The organism is Phyllobacterium chamaecytisi, assembly GCF_020164455.1.
GTDB classification, from domain to species: domain Bacteria; phylum Pseudomonadota; class Alphaproteobacteria; order Rhizobiales; family Rhizobiaceae; genus Phyllobacterium; species Phyllobacterium chamaecytisi.
The window spans coordinates 584,333-602,142 of record NZ_JAIQWW010000001.1 but is presented as its reverse complement, the minus strand read 5'-3'; the positions used below and the strand labels follow the sequence as shown (position 1 = coordinate 602,142).

General features: G+C 56.4%; 18 protein-coding genes. 9 read left to right on the top strand and 9 right to left on the bottom strand.

Annotated features, from left to right (window positions below):
- Positions 1 to 569: 569 nt before the first annotated feature.
- Entirely contained in the window at positions 570 to 1,235 is a 666-nt protein-coding gene (locus LB462_RS03120; RefSeq protein ID WP_224506038.1) for a nitroreductase, read from the top strand.
- A 74-nt stretch (positions 1,236 to 1,309) separates the two neighbouring features.
- Positions 1,310 to 1,882 (top strand): NADPH-dependent FMN reductase, encoded by a 573-nt coding sequence (locus LB462_RS03115; protein ID WP_224505905.1) that lies wholly within the window; start codon positions 1,310 to 1,312, stop codon positions 1,880 to 1,882.
- A gap of 12 nt (positions 1,883 to 1,894) precedes the next feature.
- Here LB462_RS03115 and LB462_RS03110 read toward each other — a convergent pair whose 3' ends face one another.
- Positions 1,895 to 2,434: a GNAT family N-acetyltransferase gene (locus LB462_RS03110; protein ID WP_224505904.1), complete on the bottom strand. Its 540-nt coding sequence runs from the start codon at positions 2,432 to 2,434 to the stop codon at positions 1,895 to 1,897.
- Between the two features lie 254 nt (positions 2,435 to 2,688).
- Between LB462_RS03110 and LB462_RS03105 the strand changes: the two genes are divergently transcribed.
- The 6 genes from LB462_RS03105 to LB462_RS03080 all read left to right on the top strand — a co-directional run bounded on the left by LB462_RS03105 (position 2,689) and on the right by LB462_RS03080 (position 9,291).
- Entirely contained in the window at positions 2,689 to 4,050 is a 1,362-nt protein-coding gene (locus LB462_RS03105) for a DUF1254 domain-containing protein (RefSeq protein ID WP_370637055.1), read from the top strand.
- A gap of 249 nt (positions 4,051 to 4,299) precedes the next feature.
- A complete protein-coding gene (locus LB462_RS03100; RefSeq protein WP_224505903.1) occupies positions 4,300 to 7,410 on the top strand; it encodes an autotransporter outer membrane beta-barrel domain-containing protein in 3,111 nt (1,036 codons plus the stop codon).
- A 109-nt stretch (positions 7,411 to 7,519) separates the two neighbouring features.
- The gene (locus LB462_RS03095) at positions 7,520 to 7,873 is read left to right on the top strand and encodes a hypothetical protein (RefSeq protein WP_224505902.1); all 354 of its coding nucleotides are present in this window, start codon (positions 7,520 to 7,522) and stop codon (positions 7,871 to 7,873) included.
- Positions 7,874 to 7,900: 27 nt separating this feature from the next.
- Positions 7,901 to 8,653 (top strand): membrane-anchored protein, encoded by a 753-nt coding sequence (locus tag LB462_RS03090; RefSeq protein WP_224505901.1) that lies wholly within the window; start codon positions 7,901 to 7,903, stop codon positions 8,651 to 8,653.
- A gap of 57 nt (positions 8,654 to 8,710) precedes the next feature.
- Entirely contained in the window at positions 8,711 to 8,962 is a 252-nt protein-coding gene (locus LB462_RS03085; RefSeq protein ID WP_112551317.1) for a hypothetical protein, read from the top strand.
- A gap of 17 nt (positions 8,963 to 8,979) precedes the next feature.
- On the top strand, positions 8,980 to 9,291 hold the full coding sequence (locus LB462_RS03080) for a hypothetical protein (protein WP_224505900.1): 312 nt from the start codon (positions 8,980 to 8,982) through the stop codon (positions 9,289 to 9,291).
- A gap of 175 nt (positions 9,292 to 9,466) precedes the next feature.
- Here the strand turns inward: LB462_RS03080 and LB462_RS03075 are convergent, their stop codons facing one another.
- The 6 genes from LB462_RS03075 to LB462_RS03050 all read right to left on the bottom strand — a co-directional run bounded on the left by LB462_RS03075 (position 9,467) and on the right by LB462_RS03050 (position 13,874).
- Entirely contained in the window at positions 9,467 to 10,024 is a 558-nt protein-coding gene (locus tag LB462_RS03075; protein ID WP_112530843.1) for a MerR family transcriptional regulator, read from the bottom strand.
- Between the two features lie 134 nt (positions 10,025 to 10,158).
- Entirely contained in the window at positions 10,159 to 10,479 is a 321-nt protein-coding gene (locus LB462_RS03070) for an integration host factor subunit alpha (protein ID WP_106716952.1), read from the bottom strand.
- Positions 10,480 to 10,601: 122 nt separating this feature from the next.
- A complete protein-coding gene (locus LB462_RS03065; protein WP_112551315.1) occupies positions 10,602 to 11,573 on the bottom strand; it encodes a beta-ketoacyl-ACP synthase III in 972 nt (323 codons plus the stop codon).
- On the bottom strand, positions 11,570 to 12,655 hold the full coding sequence (gene plsX / locus LB462_RS03060; RefSeq protein WP_224505899.1) for a phosphate acyltransferase PlsX: 1,086 nt from the start codon (positions 12,653 to 12,655) through the stop codon (positions 11,570 to 11,572). Before plsX ends, LB462_RS03065 begins: the two co-directional genes overlap by 4 nt.
- 76 nt (positions 12,656 to 12,731) lie before the next feature.
- Positions 12,732 to 13,301: a YceD family protein gene (locus tag LB462_RS03055; protein WP_224505898.1), complete on the bottom strand. Its 570-nt coding sequence runs from the start codon at positions 13,299 to 13,301 to the stop codon at positions 12,732 to 12,734.
- A gap of 15 nt (positions 13,302 to 13,316) precedes the next feature.
- Positions 13,317 to 13,874 carry a ubiquinol-cytochrome C chaperone family protein gene (locus LB462_RS03050; protein WP_224505897.1) on the bottom strand — a complete coding sequence of 186 codons (558 nt, stop codon included), beginning with the start codon at positions 13,872 to 13,874 and terminating at the stop codon, positions 13,317 to 13,319.
- A gap of 125 nt (positions 13,875 to 13,999) precedes the next feature.
- On the opposite strand from LB462_RS03050, the gene LB462_RS03045 reads away from it, so the two are divergent.
- Positions 14,000 to 14,524 (top strand): outer membrane protein assembly factor BamE, encoded by a 525-nt coding sequence (locus LB462_RS03045; protein WP_370637037.1) that lies wholly within the window; start codon positions 14,000 to 14,002, stop codon positions 14,522 to 14,524.
- A gap of 57 nt (positions 14,525 to 14,581) precedes the next feature.
- On the opposite strand, the gene LB462_RS03040 is transcribed toward LB462_RS03045, so the two are convergent.
- Positions 14,582 to 16,735 carry a sodium-translocating pyrophosphatase gene (locus LB462_RS03040; RefSeq protein ID WP_224505896.1) on the bottom strand — a complete coding sequence of 718 codons (2,154 nt, stop codon included), beginning with the start codon at positions 16,733 to 16,735 and terminating at the stop codon, positions 14,582 to 14,584.
- 567 nt (positions 16,736 to 17,302) lie between these two features.
- On the bottom strand, positions 17,303 to 17,809 hold the full coding sequence (nusB, locus tag LB462_RS03035; RefSeq protein WP_224505895.1) for a transcription antitermination factor NusB: 507 nt from the start codon (positions 17,807 to 17,809) through the stop codon (positions 17,303 to 17,305).
- Between the last annotated feature and the right edge of the window lies 1 nt (position 17,810).

The following is a 17,810-nucleotide window of genomic DNA, read 5'->3' as shown; positions in this document are numbered from 1 at the left end:
TCGCGAAATTCGGGCAATCGCCGGGAGAGCTATTCCAAAAAAATGGCCGAAGCGCCAAAGCAATGCTTCACAGGGGACTGTGGAAATGCTTCGTCGGCTCCGGCCTATTGCTGCCAATGGGCATTGGGGTAGTTGAGTTCAGGCAGCAGCGGTAGTGTCGCCCACCCTCGCCCATGGGTCCAATCACACTTCCCCTCCGCTCGAAACAAAGAGGGAGAAGAGAAGGCACATCGCCCCCAATTCTCCCCAGATGGCGGGTTGTAGAGTTTGGCATGCCATCACAACCAGCGCGGGCAATTTACACCAGTTTACGGGATTTCCACTTTATTTTTAACTTGTTATGCGGTGAGACTATTTGCCTTGACCCTCGCCCACGCCCCTCGAACGCATCGATCCCTATATACGTTGGATATACGTCTCCTAGACCACGGTGTGATTACGTCTCCATTGCGAATGGAGATAATGAACCACATCAGAAACGGAACAGTCAGGAGGAGACGACCATGAGCATGGACAGTATCTCATACCTCGGCAGATCGAAACGAATGGCCGGCGGTATGGAGGCGATCATGGACGTATATGAAGCAGTCACAAGCCGACGGGCGGTGCGCGGATTCACCGACGAGCCTGTGTCGAGGGAGGTGCTGGAGCGCGTGCTGTCCGCCGCAGCTTGGGCGCCGTCCGGATCGAACATCCAGCCGTGGAACACCTACGTGATGACCGGCGCGCCGCTGGCCGAACTCAAGACGACCGCCGTCGAGCGCGTGGCCCACGGCGACCCCTGGGACAAGCGGCAGTACAAGATGTACCCGTCCGAGCTGAAGTCTCCGTACGCGGAGCGCCGATCCGCCTTCGGCAAGGAGCGCTACAGCGCGCTCGGCATCGCGCGCGAAGACTGGGAGGCGCGCCAGCGGGCGGCAATCGCCAACTGGAACTGTTTCGGTGCGCCAGTCGCCCTGTTCTGCTACATCGACCGCGACCTGGGCCGTCCCCAATGGGCCGACGTCGGCATGTATCTACAGACCATCATGCTGCTGCTCCGCGCCGAAGGACTGCACAGTTGCACGCAGATGGCGTGGTCGCAGGTTCGCGAGACGGTCGCGGGGGTCCTGTCACCCCCGGACGGGCTCATCCTCTTCTGCGGCATGTCGATCGGATACGAGGACCCCGCGGTAAGTTCTCCCCGTACGGGCCGCGCCCCGCTCACCGAGACGGTCACTTTCGTCGGCGATTAGTTACTGGACAAGAGACCCTTCTATGATTCCTGCGTATGATACGTCCTTTATCATGCGAGATATTGGAGAACGCCATGACCACGCATAAAGTAGGCTATTTCATCGGCAGCCTCGCCAAGGGCTCGATCAATCGCAAGCTCGCCAACGCGTTGGTGCGGCTCGCCCCGCCGGAACTCAAAATGTCGGAGATATCCTTCAAGGACCTGCCGCTCTACAGCTACGACTATGACGCCGACTACCCTCCGGCTGGCAAGGCATTCAAGGCGGCAATCGCAGCCGTCGACGCCGTGCTGTTCGTCACGCCCGAATACAATCGATCCATACCCGGCGGGCTGAAAAACGCAATCGACTGGGCGAGCCGCCCCTATGGCACCAACTCGTTCACACGCAAACCATCAGCGGTGATCGGCACGTCGCCGGGCGCGATAGGCACAGCAATCGCCCAGCAGAATTTGCGCAGCGTGCTTAGTTTCTGCAACTCTCCACAGATGAATGCCCCGGAAGCCTACATCCAGTTCACACCGGGGCTGATAACAGATGACGGCGAGGTCACGAACGACACAACCGCCGATTTCCTTCGCACTTTCATGCAGGACTTCCATGTCTTCATCACAAGGGTTCGCTCAGTGCTGCCGAAAGATGCCTAGAGCAAGTTTTGTCTATTCAGAGTCATTCTGCCGGAGGGAATTTGAGACTCTCTCGAATAGTTCCACAGGATTGCCGCGATATGTCGTGGCTTTGAACATTTTGAAGTCCAGGCGTGCGGCGACGCTTTTTGACGTATCGTTCCACGTATCGATCATGCAAACTGTCCGGGTTGAAATTTTCCTGGCGTCGAACCAGACAAATACGGTTTGCATCGCCTCGGTTGCTATACCCCGGCCGTGGCGGGAATATTCAACCCGCCACATGGCCTCTGGAAAACCATCGTAGGGAACGCCGTGACCTCGATGAAAGTGCGCCAGCCCGACCTCGCCGATCACCGCGCCAGAGATGCGGTCGACAATGGCAAAAGGGCCGAAGTCAAACGTCGCCCAGTGTCCGATCCAACGCAGCAACCGATACCAGATATCTTCCTCGCTCAGCTGGGGGTGGCCGGGAGAACCGTCCGTCATCGGCCTGTTCACCCACACGGTCTTGTAGCTTTCAAAATCGCCGATGACGAGCGGACGCAGGAGCAGACGGTCTGTTTCAATCATGGTTTTGCTTGCTACGTGATGAGGTTCGCAATTGAGTTTGATATCCGCATTTGAAGGAAGCGCCAAATTCTAAACGCGCATTTTCAATCTTTGATCCGTGAATTAACCGTTACGTACTTGTTCTTTTCCTCACGTCGAGACCTTCTTTTGACTGAGACGGCGTTTGAACGCCGCGACAATTGCGACTTAAATCAACGGGGAAGGATCAACTCGTGACAAGTATCACACGCCGAGGCTTTGCTTGCGGCATTGCCCTGATTCCGGCTTTGCGCTTCACATCGGCACTAGCCCAGACCAGCATACCCCCGGAGGAAGCGCGCGGCATCGCCAAGGAAGCCTACATATACGGTTTCCCCATGGTGGACGACTACCGCATCGAGCACGCCTATTTCGTCGATACCAAAAGTCCAGAATACAAGGGACCTTGGAACCATTTGGTCAACATTGCGCGTGTCTATACGCCAGCCGATACGGCCATCCAGTCAGCCAACTCCGATACGCCCTACTCCTTCATCGGCTTGGACCTGCGTGCCGAACCGATAGTACTCACCGTGCCGCCCATCGAGAAGGATCGCTATTTCAGCATCCAGTTCATCGACGCATACACATTCAATTTCGCTTACATTGGTAGCCGTGCGACCGGCAATGATGGCGGTAGTTTCCTCATCGCCGGGCCAGGCTGGAAGGGTGAAACACCAAAGGGCGTGAAGGAGGTTATCCGTTCGGAGACGGAACTTGTGCTTGCGGCCTATCGCACGCAGCTTTTCAATCCGGACGACCTCGATAACGTCAAGAAAATTCAGGCAGAATACAAAGCAGAACCTCTATCCAAATTCCTCGATCAGACAGCACCTGCGGCTGCGCCCGCCATTGATTTCATCAAACCGTTGTCTCCTGGCGACGAGAGGACATCGCCCGAGTTCTTCAATATCGTGAACTTCCTCCTGCAATTCTGCCCGACCGATCCGTCCGAAACCGACCTCATGGCGCGGTTCGCCAAGATTGGGGTCGGCGCGGGGAAAACGATCAACGTCAGCTCGCCAGAAATGAAGGTGGCCATTGAACAGGGCATGGCCGACGCTTGGGCCGAACTTGACGATCTGCGCAAGCAGATTGATGCGGGCAAGATAACCTTCGGAGAACTGTTCGGCACGCGGGAATATTTGAAGAACAATTACCTCTACCGCATGGGGGCCGCCGTGCTCGGCATCTACGGCAATTCGAAGCAGGAAGCGATGTACCCGGTCTATGCGGTCGATACCGAGGGGATGAAGCTCGACGGCGCGAGTAAGTACACCGTGCATTTCGAAGCGGGGGAACTGCCGCCGGTCCACGCCTTCTGGTCACTTACGATGTATGAACTGCCACAGAGCCTGCTTGTCGCCAATCCGATCAATCGCTACTTGCTCAATTCGCCGATGCTGCCGCAATTTGTCAAGGACACCGATGGCGGGCTGACATTCTACATCCAGAACGAAAGCCCGGGCAAAGACAAGGAGCCGAACTGGCTGCCTGCGCCCAAAGGCCCATTCGTTATAGCAATGCGTCTCTACTGGCCCAAGCCGGAAGCGCTCGATGGAACCTGGAAGCAGCCGCCGATGAAGCGGTCCACGTAGCAAGGGTACATCGCGCCCCGATTGCGGTGCATCTTCGTCGGCCCCAGCCATTAAGTAACAATTCCGCAACACCTTTCCCCAAAGATGAATGCTCGGCCCGATTGTATTCGAAAACTAAACCTTTCGACTTATAGTAGAGCTTTGACTCGCACGACTAATGACCGTTTTATGCATTTTCTAAAAAGCCGGCACGGCAGAGGGGGGATCCTCGACAGCTGCGTCCGAAGAAAAGGTGGGATAGGTATCGGCATGACTCTACGCAAAGCTTTGCGCGCATCGACTGCGCTGACCGTAGTCTCGATTCTCGGCATGGCTGCCACGGTCTCCCTCTCGATTTTCGGCGAAGCGAACGCGCAGACGTGGAATGGGGCGGGACCGGATTATGGTACCGCGACAAACTGGACGCCGAACAATGTACCGGACACTGCCGGAGAGAGCGCCACGTTTGATGATACTGGTTTATTGCAGCCGACGGTAAATCTTGGCGGCGTCACTCACTCGGTGGGCAGCTGGGTCGTCAGCGGCACCACGACCTACTCGATGGAAAGCGGCACCGTGAACTTTCTCACTGCTGCAGGTTTGACGAATACTTCGTCGGGCGGCACGGGGATATCCGCAAATATTACTGGTATCGGCGGCGTAACGCAGAACGGCCCAGCTACTCTCTTTCTCTTGGGCAACAATACCTATACCGGCGGGACGACCGTATTGTCTGGCATAGTTGAAGCAAGGGGAACTGGCAGGCTTGGCACCGGTCCTGTGGTCGTCGGTGATCCCGGCGGTGGTGCTTCTGCGGAGCTGCAGTTGACCAATGGGTTCAATGCTCAATCACTGAATATTACCAACAACACCACGGGGAACACAGTTTTCAATGGTGGGAACGCTGGCAGTGCCACCATCAGAAACAGCCAGGGCGGCGGCACGACCTTCATGAACAACAGCACCGCCGGTAATGCCACTATTACCAACGATATTAGCGCCGGCCAGCCAAGTGTCACGCTGTTCAGCGATACCAGCACGGCCGGGAACGCGACGTTTTTGCTGCCTGGCGGTGATGTCCGGTTTCAGGATAACAGCACGGCGGGGAATGCTAACCTAAGCGGAACAGCAACAATCATATTCCAGCAGAACGCGACCGGCGGCAATGCTCAGATCAGTCTCAATTCCTTTACCGGGTTGATTCAGTTTCTGGATAACAGCACGGCGGGCGCGGCCATAATTTCCAATGCGGATGGCAGCCAAATTCGGTTCGACGGCGCAGGCACGTCTGCCGGGACAGCCACGATCACCAACAGCGGCTCCTCCACTCTACCGGCCGTCCAGAATTCGACAACGATATTTGACACGACCAGCACGGCGGGCAACGCATCGATCATCAACATAAGTGATGGTCGAACACAGTTCCTCGCTAGTAGTAGCGCCGGAAGCGCCACAATCACCAACAATGTCGGCGGCGGCACGTTCTTCGAAGATACCAGCACGGCCGCCAGTGCACGACTGATTACAATCGGCACCGGTTTCGTTGATTTTTCGCGCAACGCCGCTGCTGCAAATACCGCTGGCTCCATCGAGGGCAGCGGCGAATTGCGGCTCGGTTCCATCGATTTCACCGTCGGCTCGAACAATCTGTCGACAACATATTCCGGCGTGATCCAGGACGGCGGTACCAATGGCGGCACCGGCGCATCACTGACCAAGACCGGTACGGGAACCCTGACGCTTTCTGGTGCGAATACATACACTGGCGGCACGACCGTCAATCAGGGAACGCTTTCCGTCAACGGCACCATCGGTGCCGTCAATGTTTTGAGCGGTGGGACGCTCGGCGGTATCGGTACGGTCGGCAGTACGGTTGTGGCCTCCGGTGCTACAATTGCTCCGGGCAACTCGATCGGTACGCTGAATGTCGCCGGAGACATAACTCTTGCTGCCGGCTCGATCTATAGTGTTGAACTCGCCGGCTCGGGCGCATCCGATCTGATCGCAGCTTCCGGCGTTGCTACTCTGCAGGGTGGTTCGGTCGCAGTCACGGCACTTGACCCGCAGACGAGCTACCAGACTGGACAGGTCTACAGGATCTTGACGGCACAGGGCGGCGTCAGCGGAGCATTCGATCCGAACGTGCTGAGCAACTCAGCATTTTTGAGCGCGACGATTCTGAACACCGCCAATGCAGTGGATTTAACCATTGCGGTCCAGCAGACACCACCGAACCAGGGTCCTTTCGTATCGGTCGCGCAGACCCGCAACCAGCTGGCGACGGCTGGCGCTCTTGATACGCTGGTTCAGAGCGGCAGCTCGCTGGCTCTGTACAACAGCCTTCTTGTGCTCGATGCCGCCACAGCACGCGAAGCATTCGATTCATTGTCGGGCGAGATTTACGCTTCGACGAAGACAGCGTTGATCGAGGACAGCCGTTTCATCCGCGATGCTGCGATCAACAGGGTTCGCAGTTCCTTTGGCGGCGTGGCTACCGCTGCTCTGCCGATCATGGCCTATGGCGAAGGCGGCCCGGAACTTGCTCCTGCAACAACCGACAAATTCGGCGTATGGGGTACAGGCTTCGGCAATTGGGGTTCGACCGACAGCGATGGCAATGCCGCATCCCTTGACCGCACGACCGGCGGCTTTGTCATTGGAGCCGACGCACTTGTCTGGGAAAACTGGCGTCTCGGTATGCTTGCCGGATATAGCCGCACATCGTTCGATGTCGATGATCGCTCCTCGTCGGGGGATAGCGACAATTATCACCTCGGCATTTATGGCGGCACGCAGTGGGGCAATCTCGGCTTCCGTGCCGGTGCAGCCTATACGTGGAGCAATATCGACACCCATCGCTCGGTGGAATTCCCGGGCTTTTCCGAGGATCTGAGCGCCGACTACGACGCCGGGACAGCCCAGGTCTTCGGTGAATTCGGTTACCGCATCGATACCAGCCGCGTCGCGTTCGAACCTTTCGCCAACCTCGCTTATGTTAATTTCCGGAGCGACTCCTTCTCCGAATCCGGTGGCGCAGCGGCACTATCCGCATCGAGTGAAACGACCGATACGACCTTCACCACGTTGGGCCTGCGGGCGTCCACCGATTTCACGATGGGAAGCATGTCGGCAACGGCGCGCGGCATGCTGGGCTGGCGGCATGCATTTGACGATGTAACGCCGCAGTCCCGCCTTGCCTTCATTGGGAGCGACGCTTTCACGATATTGGGCGTGCCAATCGACAAGGACGCGTTCGCAGTCGAGGCCGGTCTTGATCTCAAGATCACGCATAGCGCGACGCTTGGTCTGTCCTATAATGGTCAGTTCGGCAGCAAAGCACTGGACAATGGCTTTAAGGCCGACCTTTCGTTCAAGTTCTAAGAGCCTGAACGAAAATTCGCCATGAAGGGCTGCGAATGGCGGTTTTGCACCCCTAACGAATTTGCGTCGGGGCTTTAAGACGTTTGGCTCCGGCCTCCGAGGAAATACAATGGAACCACCGGAAACAGACCATATCGATCAAGATGCGAATCTCGACGCCTTGGCCAACTTTGTGGACTATTCGGGCATTAACAGGGATCGTGGCGGCCGGTGCCGTTTTGACGCCGACATCCTGTTCAGCAGCGACAGGACGGTCGACGAGCGCACGCGCGTCCACATCAGCTTTCGCGACGACGAGGTTTCAGTGGTGCGCTTTACCGAGAAGGGTGAGTTGAATCCTGTCCATGTGCATACGGAATTCAGACTTGCGTCATCCGTTTTCCGGTTTGAAGATGAAGAACTGCAGATTTTCGGAACCTCACCGAAAGTCGGCCAATACAAGGTCCGTATTCGGCCGTTGTAGAATTGTTTCGGACTGGAGAACTACCGAATGACCGCTTCGTTTGCGGAAACCAAGCTGCTCCTGTTCCGGAGACTCAAATACATACTGCGCCGCCCAAAGCCTCCAGTGCTGGCCATTCCCTTTGCCGGACCAGTCGTGGTTGTCGGCTCGGCTCCGGTTTCTCATAAGCCCATCGATTTTGACGAAACATTTCGTGTGATCACCATCAATGGTTCGCAGGCAGTGACCCGGCAATGGGGCATAGAAGTGCCCGACGTCACGCTCATGCAGTACAGGCAGCTCGATGGCACGAACACGAACGCGGTCGAGGTCCGTCGCGTGCTCAAGGGCGAGCGCACGGGCATGCTTTACGTGCTGTTGTGGCGCAAGGGCCTGGCGAGCCTGAACGAGCACCTGCAAGCGTTTGACTACCACTATGACAGGGTTCAGATCGTCAACCGTTATCAGCGCATTGCGCTGGTGGAAAAAATCTGCGGGCTGAAGGTGCTCGAACTGGATGCAATTTCCAAATGCTCGAACGGGGTGATCGCAGTACTTTTCGCGTTATTGAACGGTGCCACCGCCGTGATCATCAGCGGAATCAATCCGCAATCGACCGGACATGTCTATAACCAGGAAAATTTGTCCCGCCTCCATGTCGAGATGGATAGCGAAATATTGTTGACGCTGCTGCGTCAGGGATATCCGGTTTATACGGCGGACCCCGAAGTAGCAAAATCAATAGGGTTGCCGCTTTGGGAAGGCAACGCGCCGATCAATTCCGCAGCTGTCTCGCAATAGCGCGGAACATAAGCGTTGGCGACCCGTTATAGCCCTGTGATGAACAGGAGCTTCAAAATGGCAATGTTTTCCAGAAATGCAGATGATATCCAGGGCGACGTCGAGGCGCAGATCGCGGCGTTGCGCAAAGAGATTTCCAAGATTTCGGCCAGTCTTTCCGATTTGGGATCTGAACGATTTGACGAGATGAAGCGCTCCGCATCAAGGCAGGCTCGTTACGCTGCCGATACCGCCAAGGAGAATCCTGTGGCGACGGTCGCGATCATTGCGGCTGCAGCTTTGCTACTCGGGCTTTTCTCACGCCGTTGATACAAGGATGACTTACCATGGACGACATGACCGAAGCCATGCAGGGCGAGACGGACAAGGAAAGACTGCGCAGTGAGATCGCCGATTTGAAGCGCGATCTGGCGGCGATTACCAAAACCCTGTCCGACCGCGGTATCGAATTCCTCGATAATCTGTCGGACGATGACGAAAGCTCGACTTTCGATGAAATCAAGGAGCGCGGGGCGCGCGCTGCCAGCGCTCTGGGTCATCGGGCTCAGAAAATTGCCAATACGCCAACGCAAAATTCGGTTTCGACGCTGATGATCATCGCCGGCCTCGGCGTGATTATCGGGATGCTAGCTCGCTAAAAATTCGGCATGCCGGCCCGCTAGAAAAAAAATTATTTTTTGCGGAACCTTTGCGACACATCCGCGTTTCTACAAAACTGGTCCCCCAACCAGCTAGGCTGCAACCCCACAGCCAACCCCGAGTCCCAGCTTCTGCTCCGGTAGAAGCTGGGCTTTTTTTTGGGACTCTATGAATTCAGCGGACCTGATCAAGCAGACGCTTGCATTCAAGCAGATCAAACAGCGTTTCCTGAAGAAGCGTACGATTGTCTTTGGAGAGCCGTTTGCCATCGGCGGCAACCGGGCCCTCGTCGTCACCCTTGATAAGTCCGAAGAGACGCCTGCCTTGGGGCGCAGATTTCGACGTTCCCATGACGGCAGCTTCCTCGTCGGCATCGACGCGGTCCTGCTCGGCGGCAAGGGCTTCTTCCTGACGGGCCGAGGCCTGCTTTTGCTGGCTGATCGCTTCGGCTGCTGCTGTATCGCCGCTGCCGAGCGCTATGATGAACTGCGTGCCGTTTTCGCGTAGGAGCCGCTGCACGCCCTTGATCGTATAGCCCTGATCATAGAGCAGATGGCGAATCCCCTTCAGCAGATCCACGTCCAGCGGGCGGTAATATCGACGACCGCCGCCACGTTTCATCGGTTTGATGTGCGTGAAGCGCGTTTCCCAGAAGCGCAGGACGTGCTGGGGCAGATCGAGATCTTCTGCAACTTCGCTGATGGTTCTAAATGCGTCGGGACTCTTGTCCATGATTTCACCCTCTCAGGAGAAATTCTGATTCGACCTCTATTTCAGCGGTTTATCGACCATTTTTCAAGCGCGGCGCTAAACTACACCACAGCAATCTTGCATCCGGAGCGTGCAGAACGCAAATTCAGCCATGTTCAGGCTGTTTTTTTCTTGCGCGTCTGGTGCGAGCGCAAAATTCGCTGCTTCAGCACGTTCGACGCCTTGAACGTCATTACCCGGCGCGGCAGGATTGGAACCTCTTCACCCGTCTTGGGATTGCGACCAATGCGTTCGTTTTTATCTCTTACCTGGAACGTGGCGAAAGACGACAATTTGACGGTCTCGCCACGAACAATTGCGTCACACACTTCATCGAGAATTGTCTCGACAAGCGAAGCTGATTCAGTTCGCGAAAGCCCTACCTTGCGATAGACCGCTTCAGCCAGATCAGCGCGCGTAATGGTCTTACCCCCCATACGATCTCAAAGCTCTCGTTTGTTGCAAAACTACCAGGTGACAGCGGAAGTTACAGAATGAAACCGGATCGGGCAAGCACGTTGAGAAAGTTCGTGAACTAATTCAATGCTTAACCTGCCTGCTACCACCGTAGCAGAACTGCACCCCACGTAAACCCCCCACCCATGGCTTCGAGGAGGACGAGATCGCCTTGCTTGATCCGGCCATCGGCGACAGCGGCCGCAAGAGCTAAGGGTACTGAAGCGGCTGATGTATTTCCGTGTTGGTCCACAGTGATGACAACCTTCCCTGCAGGCAGGTCGAGCTTCTTCGCGGTGGCGTCGATGATGCGCTTGTTGGCCTGGTGCGGAACGAACCAATCAATGTCGGCAGCAGTAATTCCTGCCTCGGAAAACGCCGCTTCAATCACGTCGGTGACCATGCCAACAGCGTGCTTGAATACCTCCCGACCCTCCATCCGGAGATACCCCACCGTCTGCGTCGTGGATGGTCCACCATCTACATATAGTTTCTGTTTGTGCGACCCATCGGAACGCAGATTGGCGGTGAGCACGCCGCGATCCGAGGTCAGGCCACGGCCCTCACCCGCTTCAAGAACAACAGCACCCGCACCATCGCCGAACAACACGCATGTCGTGCGGTCTTTCCAGTCGAGGATACGGGAAAACGTCTCCGATCCAATGACCAGAACGCGTTTGGCCATGCCGCCACGAATATAGAGATCGGCTGTGGTCATCGCATAGACGAAGCCGGAACACACCGCCTGCATATCGAACGCAAAGCCGTGCGTCATGCCAAGGCGTGCCTGAATATCGACCGCCGACGCGGGAAATGTGTTGTCCGGCGTCGAAGTTGCCAGGATGATCAGATCGATATCGTCCGGCGTGAGACCGGCATTATCCAGCGCGGCCCGTGCTGCTGCCTCGCCGAGCGAAGCCGTCGTCTCGCCCTCACCAGCGATATAACGCTGGCGGATACCGGTGCGCTGAACGATCCATTCGTCGCTTGTCTCGACAATGCCTTCCAGATCAGCATTCTTGACCAGGCGTGCCGGCTTGGCCGCCCCTATACCTTTAACAACTGATCTGATCATTTAACTTCCTGTTGTATTTCGGCTTCTGTGTCGTTGTCAGCTTCGTCTTTGAAGGCGACGCCGACCGGACCCTTGTGAAAATGCGTGAGATCCGCAGCGATCTTGTCGAGAAGCTTGTTGTGAGCCATGTCATAACCAACATCGATGGCGGAGGCAAAGCCCAGCGCGTCCGTGCCACCATGGCTCTTGATGACGACACCATTAAGGCCAAGGAACACGCCGCCATTGGTCTTGCGCGGGTCAAGCTTCTCGCGCAGACGGTTGAACGCACCCCTGGCGAAAATATATCCAATCTTCGCCATCAATGTGCGGCTCATGGCCTCGCGCAGATACTGTGTATATTGCTTGGCTGTACCTTCTGCTGCCTTGAGCGCGATATTCCCGGTGAACCCTTCCGTGACAACGACATCCACCGTGCCCTTGCCGATGTCGTCACCCTCGACGAAGCCGTAATATTCGAGGCTGGGCAGCGGAATTTCGCGTAGGATACGCGCCGCGTCCTTGACGTCATCCTGCCCCTTGATCTCTTCCACGCCGACATTCAGAAGGCCAATCGTGGGGCGCTCGATGTCAAAAAGGGAGCGCGCCATGGCGGCTCCCATCACAGCGTAGTCCACGAGTTGCTGCGCATCTGCTCCGATCGTAGCGCCTATGTCGAGTACAATGCTTTCACCGCGCAAAGTCGGCCATATGCCAGCGATGGCGGGCCGCTCGACATTTGCCATCGTACGCAGGCAGAACTTCGACATCGCCATGAGCGCGCCGGTATTGCCCGCGGAAACGCAGACATCTGCCTCGCCTGTCTTTACGGCCTCGATCGAACGCCACATCGACGATTTCCAGCGGCCATTGCGCAAAGCCTGGCTCGGCTTCTCGTCCATGCGCACGGACACATCGCAATGGTGGAACGTCGAGGCGTTGGACAATGCCTGATGTTTTGCCAGATGCGGCTGGACCTCTTCTTCTCGTCCAAAAATCACGAACCTGATATCAGGATGGCGCTCCAGCGCCGTTGCCATGCCGGGAATGACGATCGATGGACCGAAATCACCGCCCATGGCATCAATGGAAATTCTGATCACTCTCGATTGTCCTGTCCTGTTCAGTACGGATGCGCCTATCCGGGCGGCATTACTTATGCCGAGGACATGGCACCAATCAAGTCTTCTGTTTCCAATCCTTCAGACCAGCGAACGGATTGGCAGGTTTTTCCGCCTCGTCCGCTTCGCCAAAACTCGCCACGACCGGTGGCGCGTCTTCGATTTCCTGCTTGCGTGGATAGGGATCGATCGCAAGTTCAAAAAACTCCTCTGCGATAGCGCCTGCATCGAGCCTGTCGCCGGAAAACGTCTCCGGTGCATCGGGCCCCTCGGCGTCGATGATGAGTTCGCCATTTTCATCGAGCGGCAAACGGGCAAGCCGGGAATTTTCCGGCACGAAGAGCGTATCGATCTCCGCGTTGACCGTCGCATCGATCGGTTCCAGCGTTACGATACATGACTGGACGATCTCTGCTTTGACCGTACCCCGAACGCGAATGCCGTCCTTTTTCCAAGGCACGATCTGCAGATCGGCCTTGAACGATTTGACGTCCTCCAATTCGTGAAAGTCGCGCAGGGCATCACGCTCACGTTGATCGGCATCGATCTTTATTGTCACCCCCTTTTGCGGCAGGCGGTTGATGGAAACAGGAAAGCTTAAGGCTCCATCGGTTTTTCTGGTCGTCATATTGCTTTCCCCCTTTCAATTCCGCGATGTTTCAAGAGCGCCTGCTTCAGGAAATATCACTTTCCCGCTTGCGAGTACTTCGTCAGGCTGGCTCTCCAGCAACTGGACCGCCCGCCCTACATAATCTGCCAGCGCAGCCGCGCCTGACCAGCCATCGCTGTCAGGCCGAACATTACGCGCAAGCGCGGCAATCAATGCCGGGTGATCATTGCTTTCAAGCGCCTTGTCGTAGGATTCGATACGGCCGTAAAACATCCGCGCCAGTTTCTTCATGCGCTTGGGCACACCCGAATCCCCGATGCCGAGCTCGCGCAAGGAATGATCGACATCCCTGAAAAATTCGTCCGTCACCTCTTGGCCGATGGCTTTCAGTGCCGGGCTTCTGCCTTTAATACGTCGGACAAACAGATAAACATGCAAAGAGAGCATTTCATACCGGCCCAGCGGCGAATCCGGTACATCCAGGTCCGAATAAAAGAACGGCTGCCGCGCCGCTGCCACGATCGCATCGTAGAGGGCAATGGTAATCGCCTCATTTGCTTTGGCCTTGCGGCTGAATAGACTGAGAATCATGTAGTTAGGCCCTAACTTGAGTCTCCCATGCATCACGAGTCGCGTGTTGCATCGGACTTCAAGGTGGTTTACCGAAGTTCTGCGGGCAGCGAAAGACTTGCGCCCAGATTGAAATGGAGATGTCGTTGCTGCAGCGGATTTTCAAGACCGGTTGTTCAAGGGAATACCTTCTCGCCGGAACCTTTTTATTGGCTACGGGGCTCGCTGGCTGCAATACTGCCAACCTCAATCCATCAGAGACACTGACACAGGGCTATGTCATTGACGACAAGGCGCTGGAGTTCGTTCCTGTGGGCTCCAGCCGCGAACAGGTGATCCTGTCGCTGGGCAGTCCGTCAACGACGGCGACATTCGACAATGAGGTTTTCTACTACATCTCGCAAAAAGCTCATCGCAGCGTCGCCTTCATGCAGCCCAAGGTCACGGAACGCCGCATTCTGGCCGTCTATTTCGACAAGGACAGCAAAGTTTCCAGCGTCTCCAATTATGGATTGCAGGACGGCAAGGTATTCGACTTCATTTCCCGTACCACGCCGACAGGCGGCAAGGATCTTTCGTTCCTTGGCCAGTTGCTGCAAGGTGTTGGCAAGACCCCATCAGTACCCTCTGCCTCAGGCACGCCCACCGGAGGCGCTCCGGATAACCCTTAAAAAAACAAAACCCGCGAAACATGTTTCGCGGGTTTTTTGTTGGGCGAGTATCAGCAATCAGTGCGCGAGCACGGCCAAAAGCAGCAAGGCAACGATGTTGGTGATCTTGATCGCCGGATTGACAGCGGGACCCGCCGTGTCCTTGTAAGGATCGCCAACGGTATCGCCCGTTACCGACGCCTTGTGCGCTTCCGAACCCTTCATGTGGCGCGTTCCGTCCTTGTCGACGAAGCCGTCTTCGAAGGACTTCTTTGCGTTGTCCCAGGCACCACCGCCTGACGTCATCGAAATGGCGACGAAGATGCCATTGATGATAACGCCGAGGAGCGAGGCACCGAGCGCAGCGAAGGCGGAAGCCTTGGAGCCGGAAATCAGCAACACGCCGAAATAGACAACAAGTGGTGCCAATACAGGCAGGAGCGAGGGAACAACCATTTCCTTGATCGCAGCGCGGGTGAGAATGTCCACCGCCCTCGCATAGTCCGGCCGTTCGGTGCCCTGCATGATGCCCGGTTTTTCGCGGAACTGGCGGCGCACCTCCTCAACAACAGAGCCCGCGGCACGACCGACTGCCGTCATTGCAATACCGCCGAAGAGGTAGGGAATGAGGCCACCGAAGATGAGACCAGCAACCACGTAGGGGTTGGACAGCTCAAAGTTGACGGCGCCAATTCCTTTGAAGTAGGAAAACGCCGTCGCGCCGGCCTTATCAGCCTCCGCTATGAAGAACTTCAGGTCGTTCGAATAAGCGGCAAACAGCACCAATGCGCCGAGACCGGCAGAACCGATCGCATAGCCCTTGGTGACCGCCTTTGTCGTGTTACCCACCGCATCGAGCGCATCGGTAGACTTGCGCACTTCCGGATCGAGACCCGCCATTTCGGCAATACCACCGGCATTGTCAGTGACAGGTCCGAAGGCGTCGAGCGCCACGATCATACCGGCGATACCGAGCATCGCGGTGACTGCGATGCCCGTGCCGAACAAACCCGCGAGCTGATAGGTCCAGATGATGCCACCGACAATGACAAGAGCTGGCAAGGCGGTCGATTCAAGCGAGACCGCAAGTCCCTGGATCACGTTGGTTCCGTGACCGGTAACCGAGGCCTGCGCGATTGAATTGACCGGGCGCTTATTGGTGCCAGTATAATACTCCGTGATGACCACGATCAGCGCCGTCACCACCAGACCGAGTATTCCGCAGAAGAACAGGTTCCTTCCGGTTATCAACTGACCATCGACTGTACCTATCTCACCCCAGCCGACAGTTGCGGAAGTTGCCGCCGCAAGGCCGAAGATCGACAGAAGCCCGGTCACGATAAGGCCCTTGTAGAGAGCGCCCATGATTGAATTATTGGCGCCGAGCTTGACGAAAAACGTGCCGGCGATAGAGGTGACGATGCAAGCGCCGCAGATGGCCAATGGGTAGAGCATGACCGCACTGAGGACAGGCGTTGCGGCAAAAAAGATTGCACCGAGAACCATGGTTGCGACAATCGTCACCGCGTAAGTCTCGAACAAATCGGCCGCCATGCCGGCGCAATCACCGACATTGTCGCCGACATTATCGGCGATCGTCGCAGGGTTGCGGGGGTCGTCCTCAGGGATGCCAGCCTCGACCTTGCCAACGAGATCACCACCGACGTCAGCACCCTTGGTAAAAATACCACCGCCAAGACGCGCGAAAATGGAAATGAGGGAGGCGCCGAAACCGAGTGAGACAAGCGCGTCGATCACAGTGCGATCGGCGGGCGCATAACCCATTGGTCCAGTCAGAATCCAGTAATAGACGGACACGCCGAGCAAGGCCAAACCCGCGACCAGCATGCCGGTAATCGCGCCTGACTTGAAAGCGATTTCAAGCCCCGCGGCCAGACTGCGAGATGCGGCCTGTGCCGTACGGACATTGGCACGGACAGAAACGTGCATGCCGATGAAACCGGCAAGCCCTGACAGCACTGCGCCAATCAGAAAGCCGATCGCAGCCGTTCCGGTAAGCAGAAACCAGACTGCAAGGAAGACGACGACGCCGACGATGGCGATCGTGGTGTACTGACGTGTGAGATATGCCTGTGCGCCTTCACGAATTGCACCGGCGATTTCTTGCATGCGCGCATTGCCCTGGTCCGCCGCGAGCACCGATTTGGTGGCTAGAAACGCGTAGACAATAGACAGCAAACCGCAGGCAATGACCAAAAACAGTATTGTCATGCCACTCCCTCAGATTTTGACCGGAAAAACCCCTCCCCGGGTCACGTTCGGTACGGCACACAAAGAAATCCGCCAGGCCGGCAGAAACGCGACCGTATGTGTAAGGAGTAGCGAAGCAAATGTGAAAACGTCAAGGTCTTTCGCATCTTAGCGAAACGCAAGACGAAAGTAGGGCTAGGCAGAACGGGAGTCGAACGGCATAAATGGAGGCGGATAGCGATAAAGGTCTGCCTGTGCAGGTTATTTACAACGAACGTATCAAATTGTTTGCAACATTTTTGAACGGGTTGGGAGTAGCCGTTTTTGCAGTAGGAGGGTTGGCCCCGTTGATTTCAAGTTTCAATGGCTCGACAAGTCCGAGGCCGCTGTTGCTGTTTACCAGCACCATCTGTATTCTGGGTGCTTTCGCCCTACATTATATCGCGAGCGTTGTCCTTAAAAGGATGAGATCATGACCACGTTTCAAACGCTTTGGCTTCTTGCGATGCCTATCTCGGCTCTGATCTTTGGGCTTGTTGGTCTCTATATAATCGACAGGAACGCTAAGGAAAATCCGCGCGACCGCCATTAGCGGCGTGGCCCTTTAACGCCCTTGCTCTCACCGCGAAGTTCAAAAGCCAGTCGATCCAGAACAGCATTGACCAGCTTGGGTTCTTCTTCCGAATAAAACGCCTTGGCGATGTCGACATATTCCGACACGATGACAGCCGTCGGGACATCAGCCTTGTTCTTCAGTTCCCATATGCCGGCCCGCAAGATCGCACGCAGCGTCGAATCAAGACGTGACAGCGGCCAGTCTTCAGTGAGAGCCTGACGGATCATCGGATCCAGGGTAGTCTGATCGGCAACGACGCCTGAAACAATGGCGCGAAACCATTGCGGGTCGGCATCAAGATACTGCTTGCCATCGACTTCCTTGCCGAGACGGTGTTCCTCGTATTCAGCCACGACCTCAAGCACGCCTGTACCCGCTACGTCCATCTGATAGAGGGCTTGAACTGCAGCCAGCCGAGCAACGCCACGCTTATTCGCGGTCTTCACGAGGGGGCTTTGCTCGTCTTTTCGAGAAGGCATC

Coding starts and splice junctions, on each gene's coding strand:
- LB462_RS03070 (WP_106716952.1), bottom strand. CDS start 10,479: ATGGGGGGTAAGACCATTACGCGCGCTGATCTGGCTGAAGCGGTCTAT.
- LB462_RS03115 (WP_224505905.1), top strand. CDS start 1,310: ATGACCACGCATAAAGTAGGCTATTTCATCGGCAGCCTCGCCAAGGGC.
- LB462_RS03075 (WP_112530843.1), bottom strand. CDS start 10,024: ATGGACAAGAGTCCCGACGCATTTAGAACCATCAGCGAAGTTGCAGAA.
- LB462_RS03055 (WP_224505898.1), bottom strand. CDS start 13,301: ATGACGACCAGAAAAACCGATGGAGCCTTAAGCTTTCCTGTTTCCATC.
- nusB (WP_224505895.1), bottom strand. CDS start 17,809: ATGCCTTCTCGAAAAGACGAGCAAAGCCCCCTCGTGAAGACCGCGAAT.
- LB462_RS03100 (WP_224505903.1), top strand. CDS start 4,300: ATGACTCTACGCAAAGCTTTGCGCGCATCGACTGCGCTGACCGTAGTC.
- LB462_RS03065 (WP_112551315.1), bottom strand. CDS start 11,573: ATGATCAGATCAGTTGTTAAAGGTATAGGGGCGGCCAAGCCGGCACGC.
- LB462_RS03120 (WP_224506038.1), top strand. CDS start 570: ATGGACGTATATGAAGCAGTCACAAGCCGACGGGCGGTGCGCGGATTC.
- LB462_RS03090 (WP_224505901.1), top strand. CDS start 7,901: ATGACCGCTTCGTTTGCGGAAACCAAGCTGCTCCTGTTCCGGAGACTC.
- LB462_RS03110 (WP_224505904.1), bottom strand. CDS start 2,434: ATGATTGAAACAGACCGTCTGCTCCTGCGTCCGCTCGTCATCGGCGAT.
- LB462_RS03085 (WP_112551317.1), top strand. CDS start 8,711: ATGGCAATGTTTTCCAGAAATGCAGATGATATCCAGGGCGACGTCGAG.
- LB462_RS03050 (WP_224505897.1), bottom strand. CDS start 13,874: ATGATTCTCAGTCTATTCAGCCGCAAGGCCAAAGCAAATGAGGCGATT.
- LB462_RS03095 (WP_224505902.1), top strand. CDS start 7,520: ATGGAACCACCGGAAACAGACCATATCGATCAAGATGCGAATCTCGAC.
- LB462_RS03040 (WP_224505896.1), bottom strand. CDS start 16,735: ATGACAATACTGTTTTTGGTCATTGCCTGCGGTTTGCTGTCTATTGTC.
- LB462_RS03080 (WP_224505900.1), top strand. CDS start 8,980: ATGGACGACATGACCGAAGCCATGCAGGGCGAGACGGACAAGGAAAGA.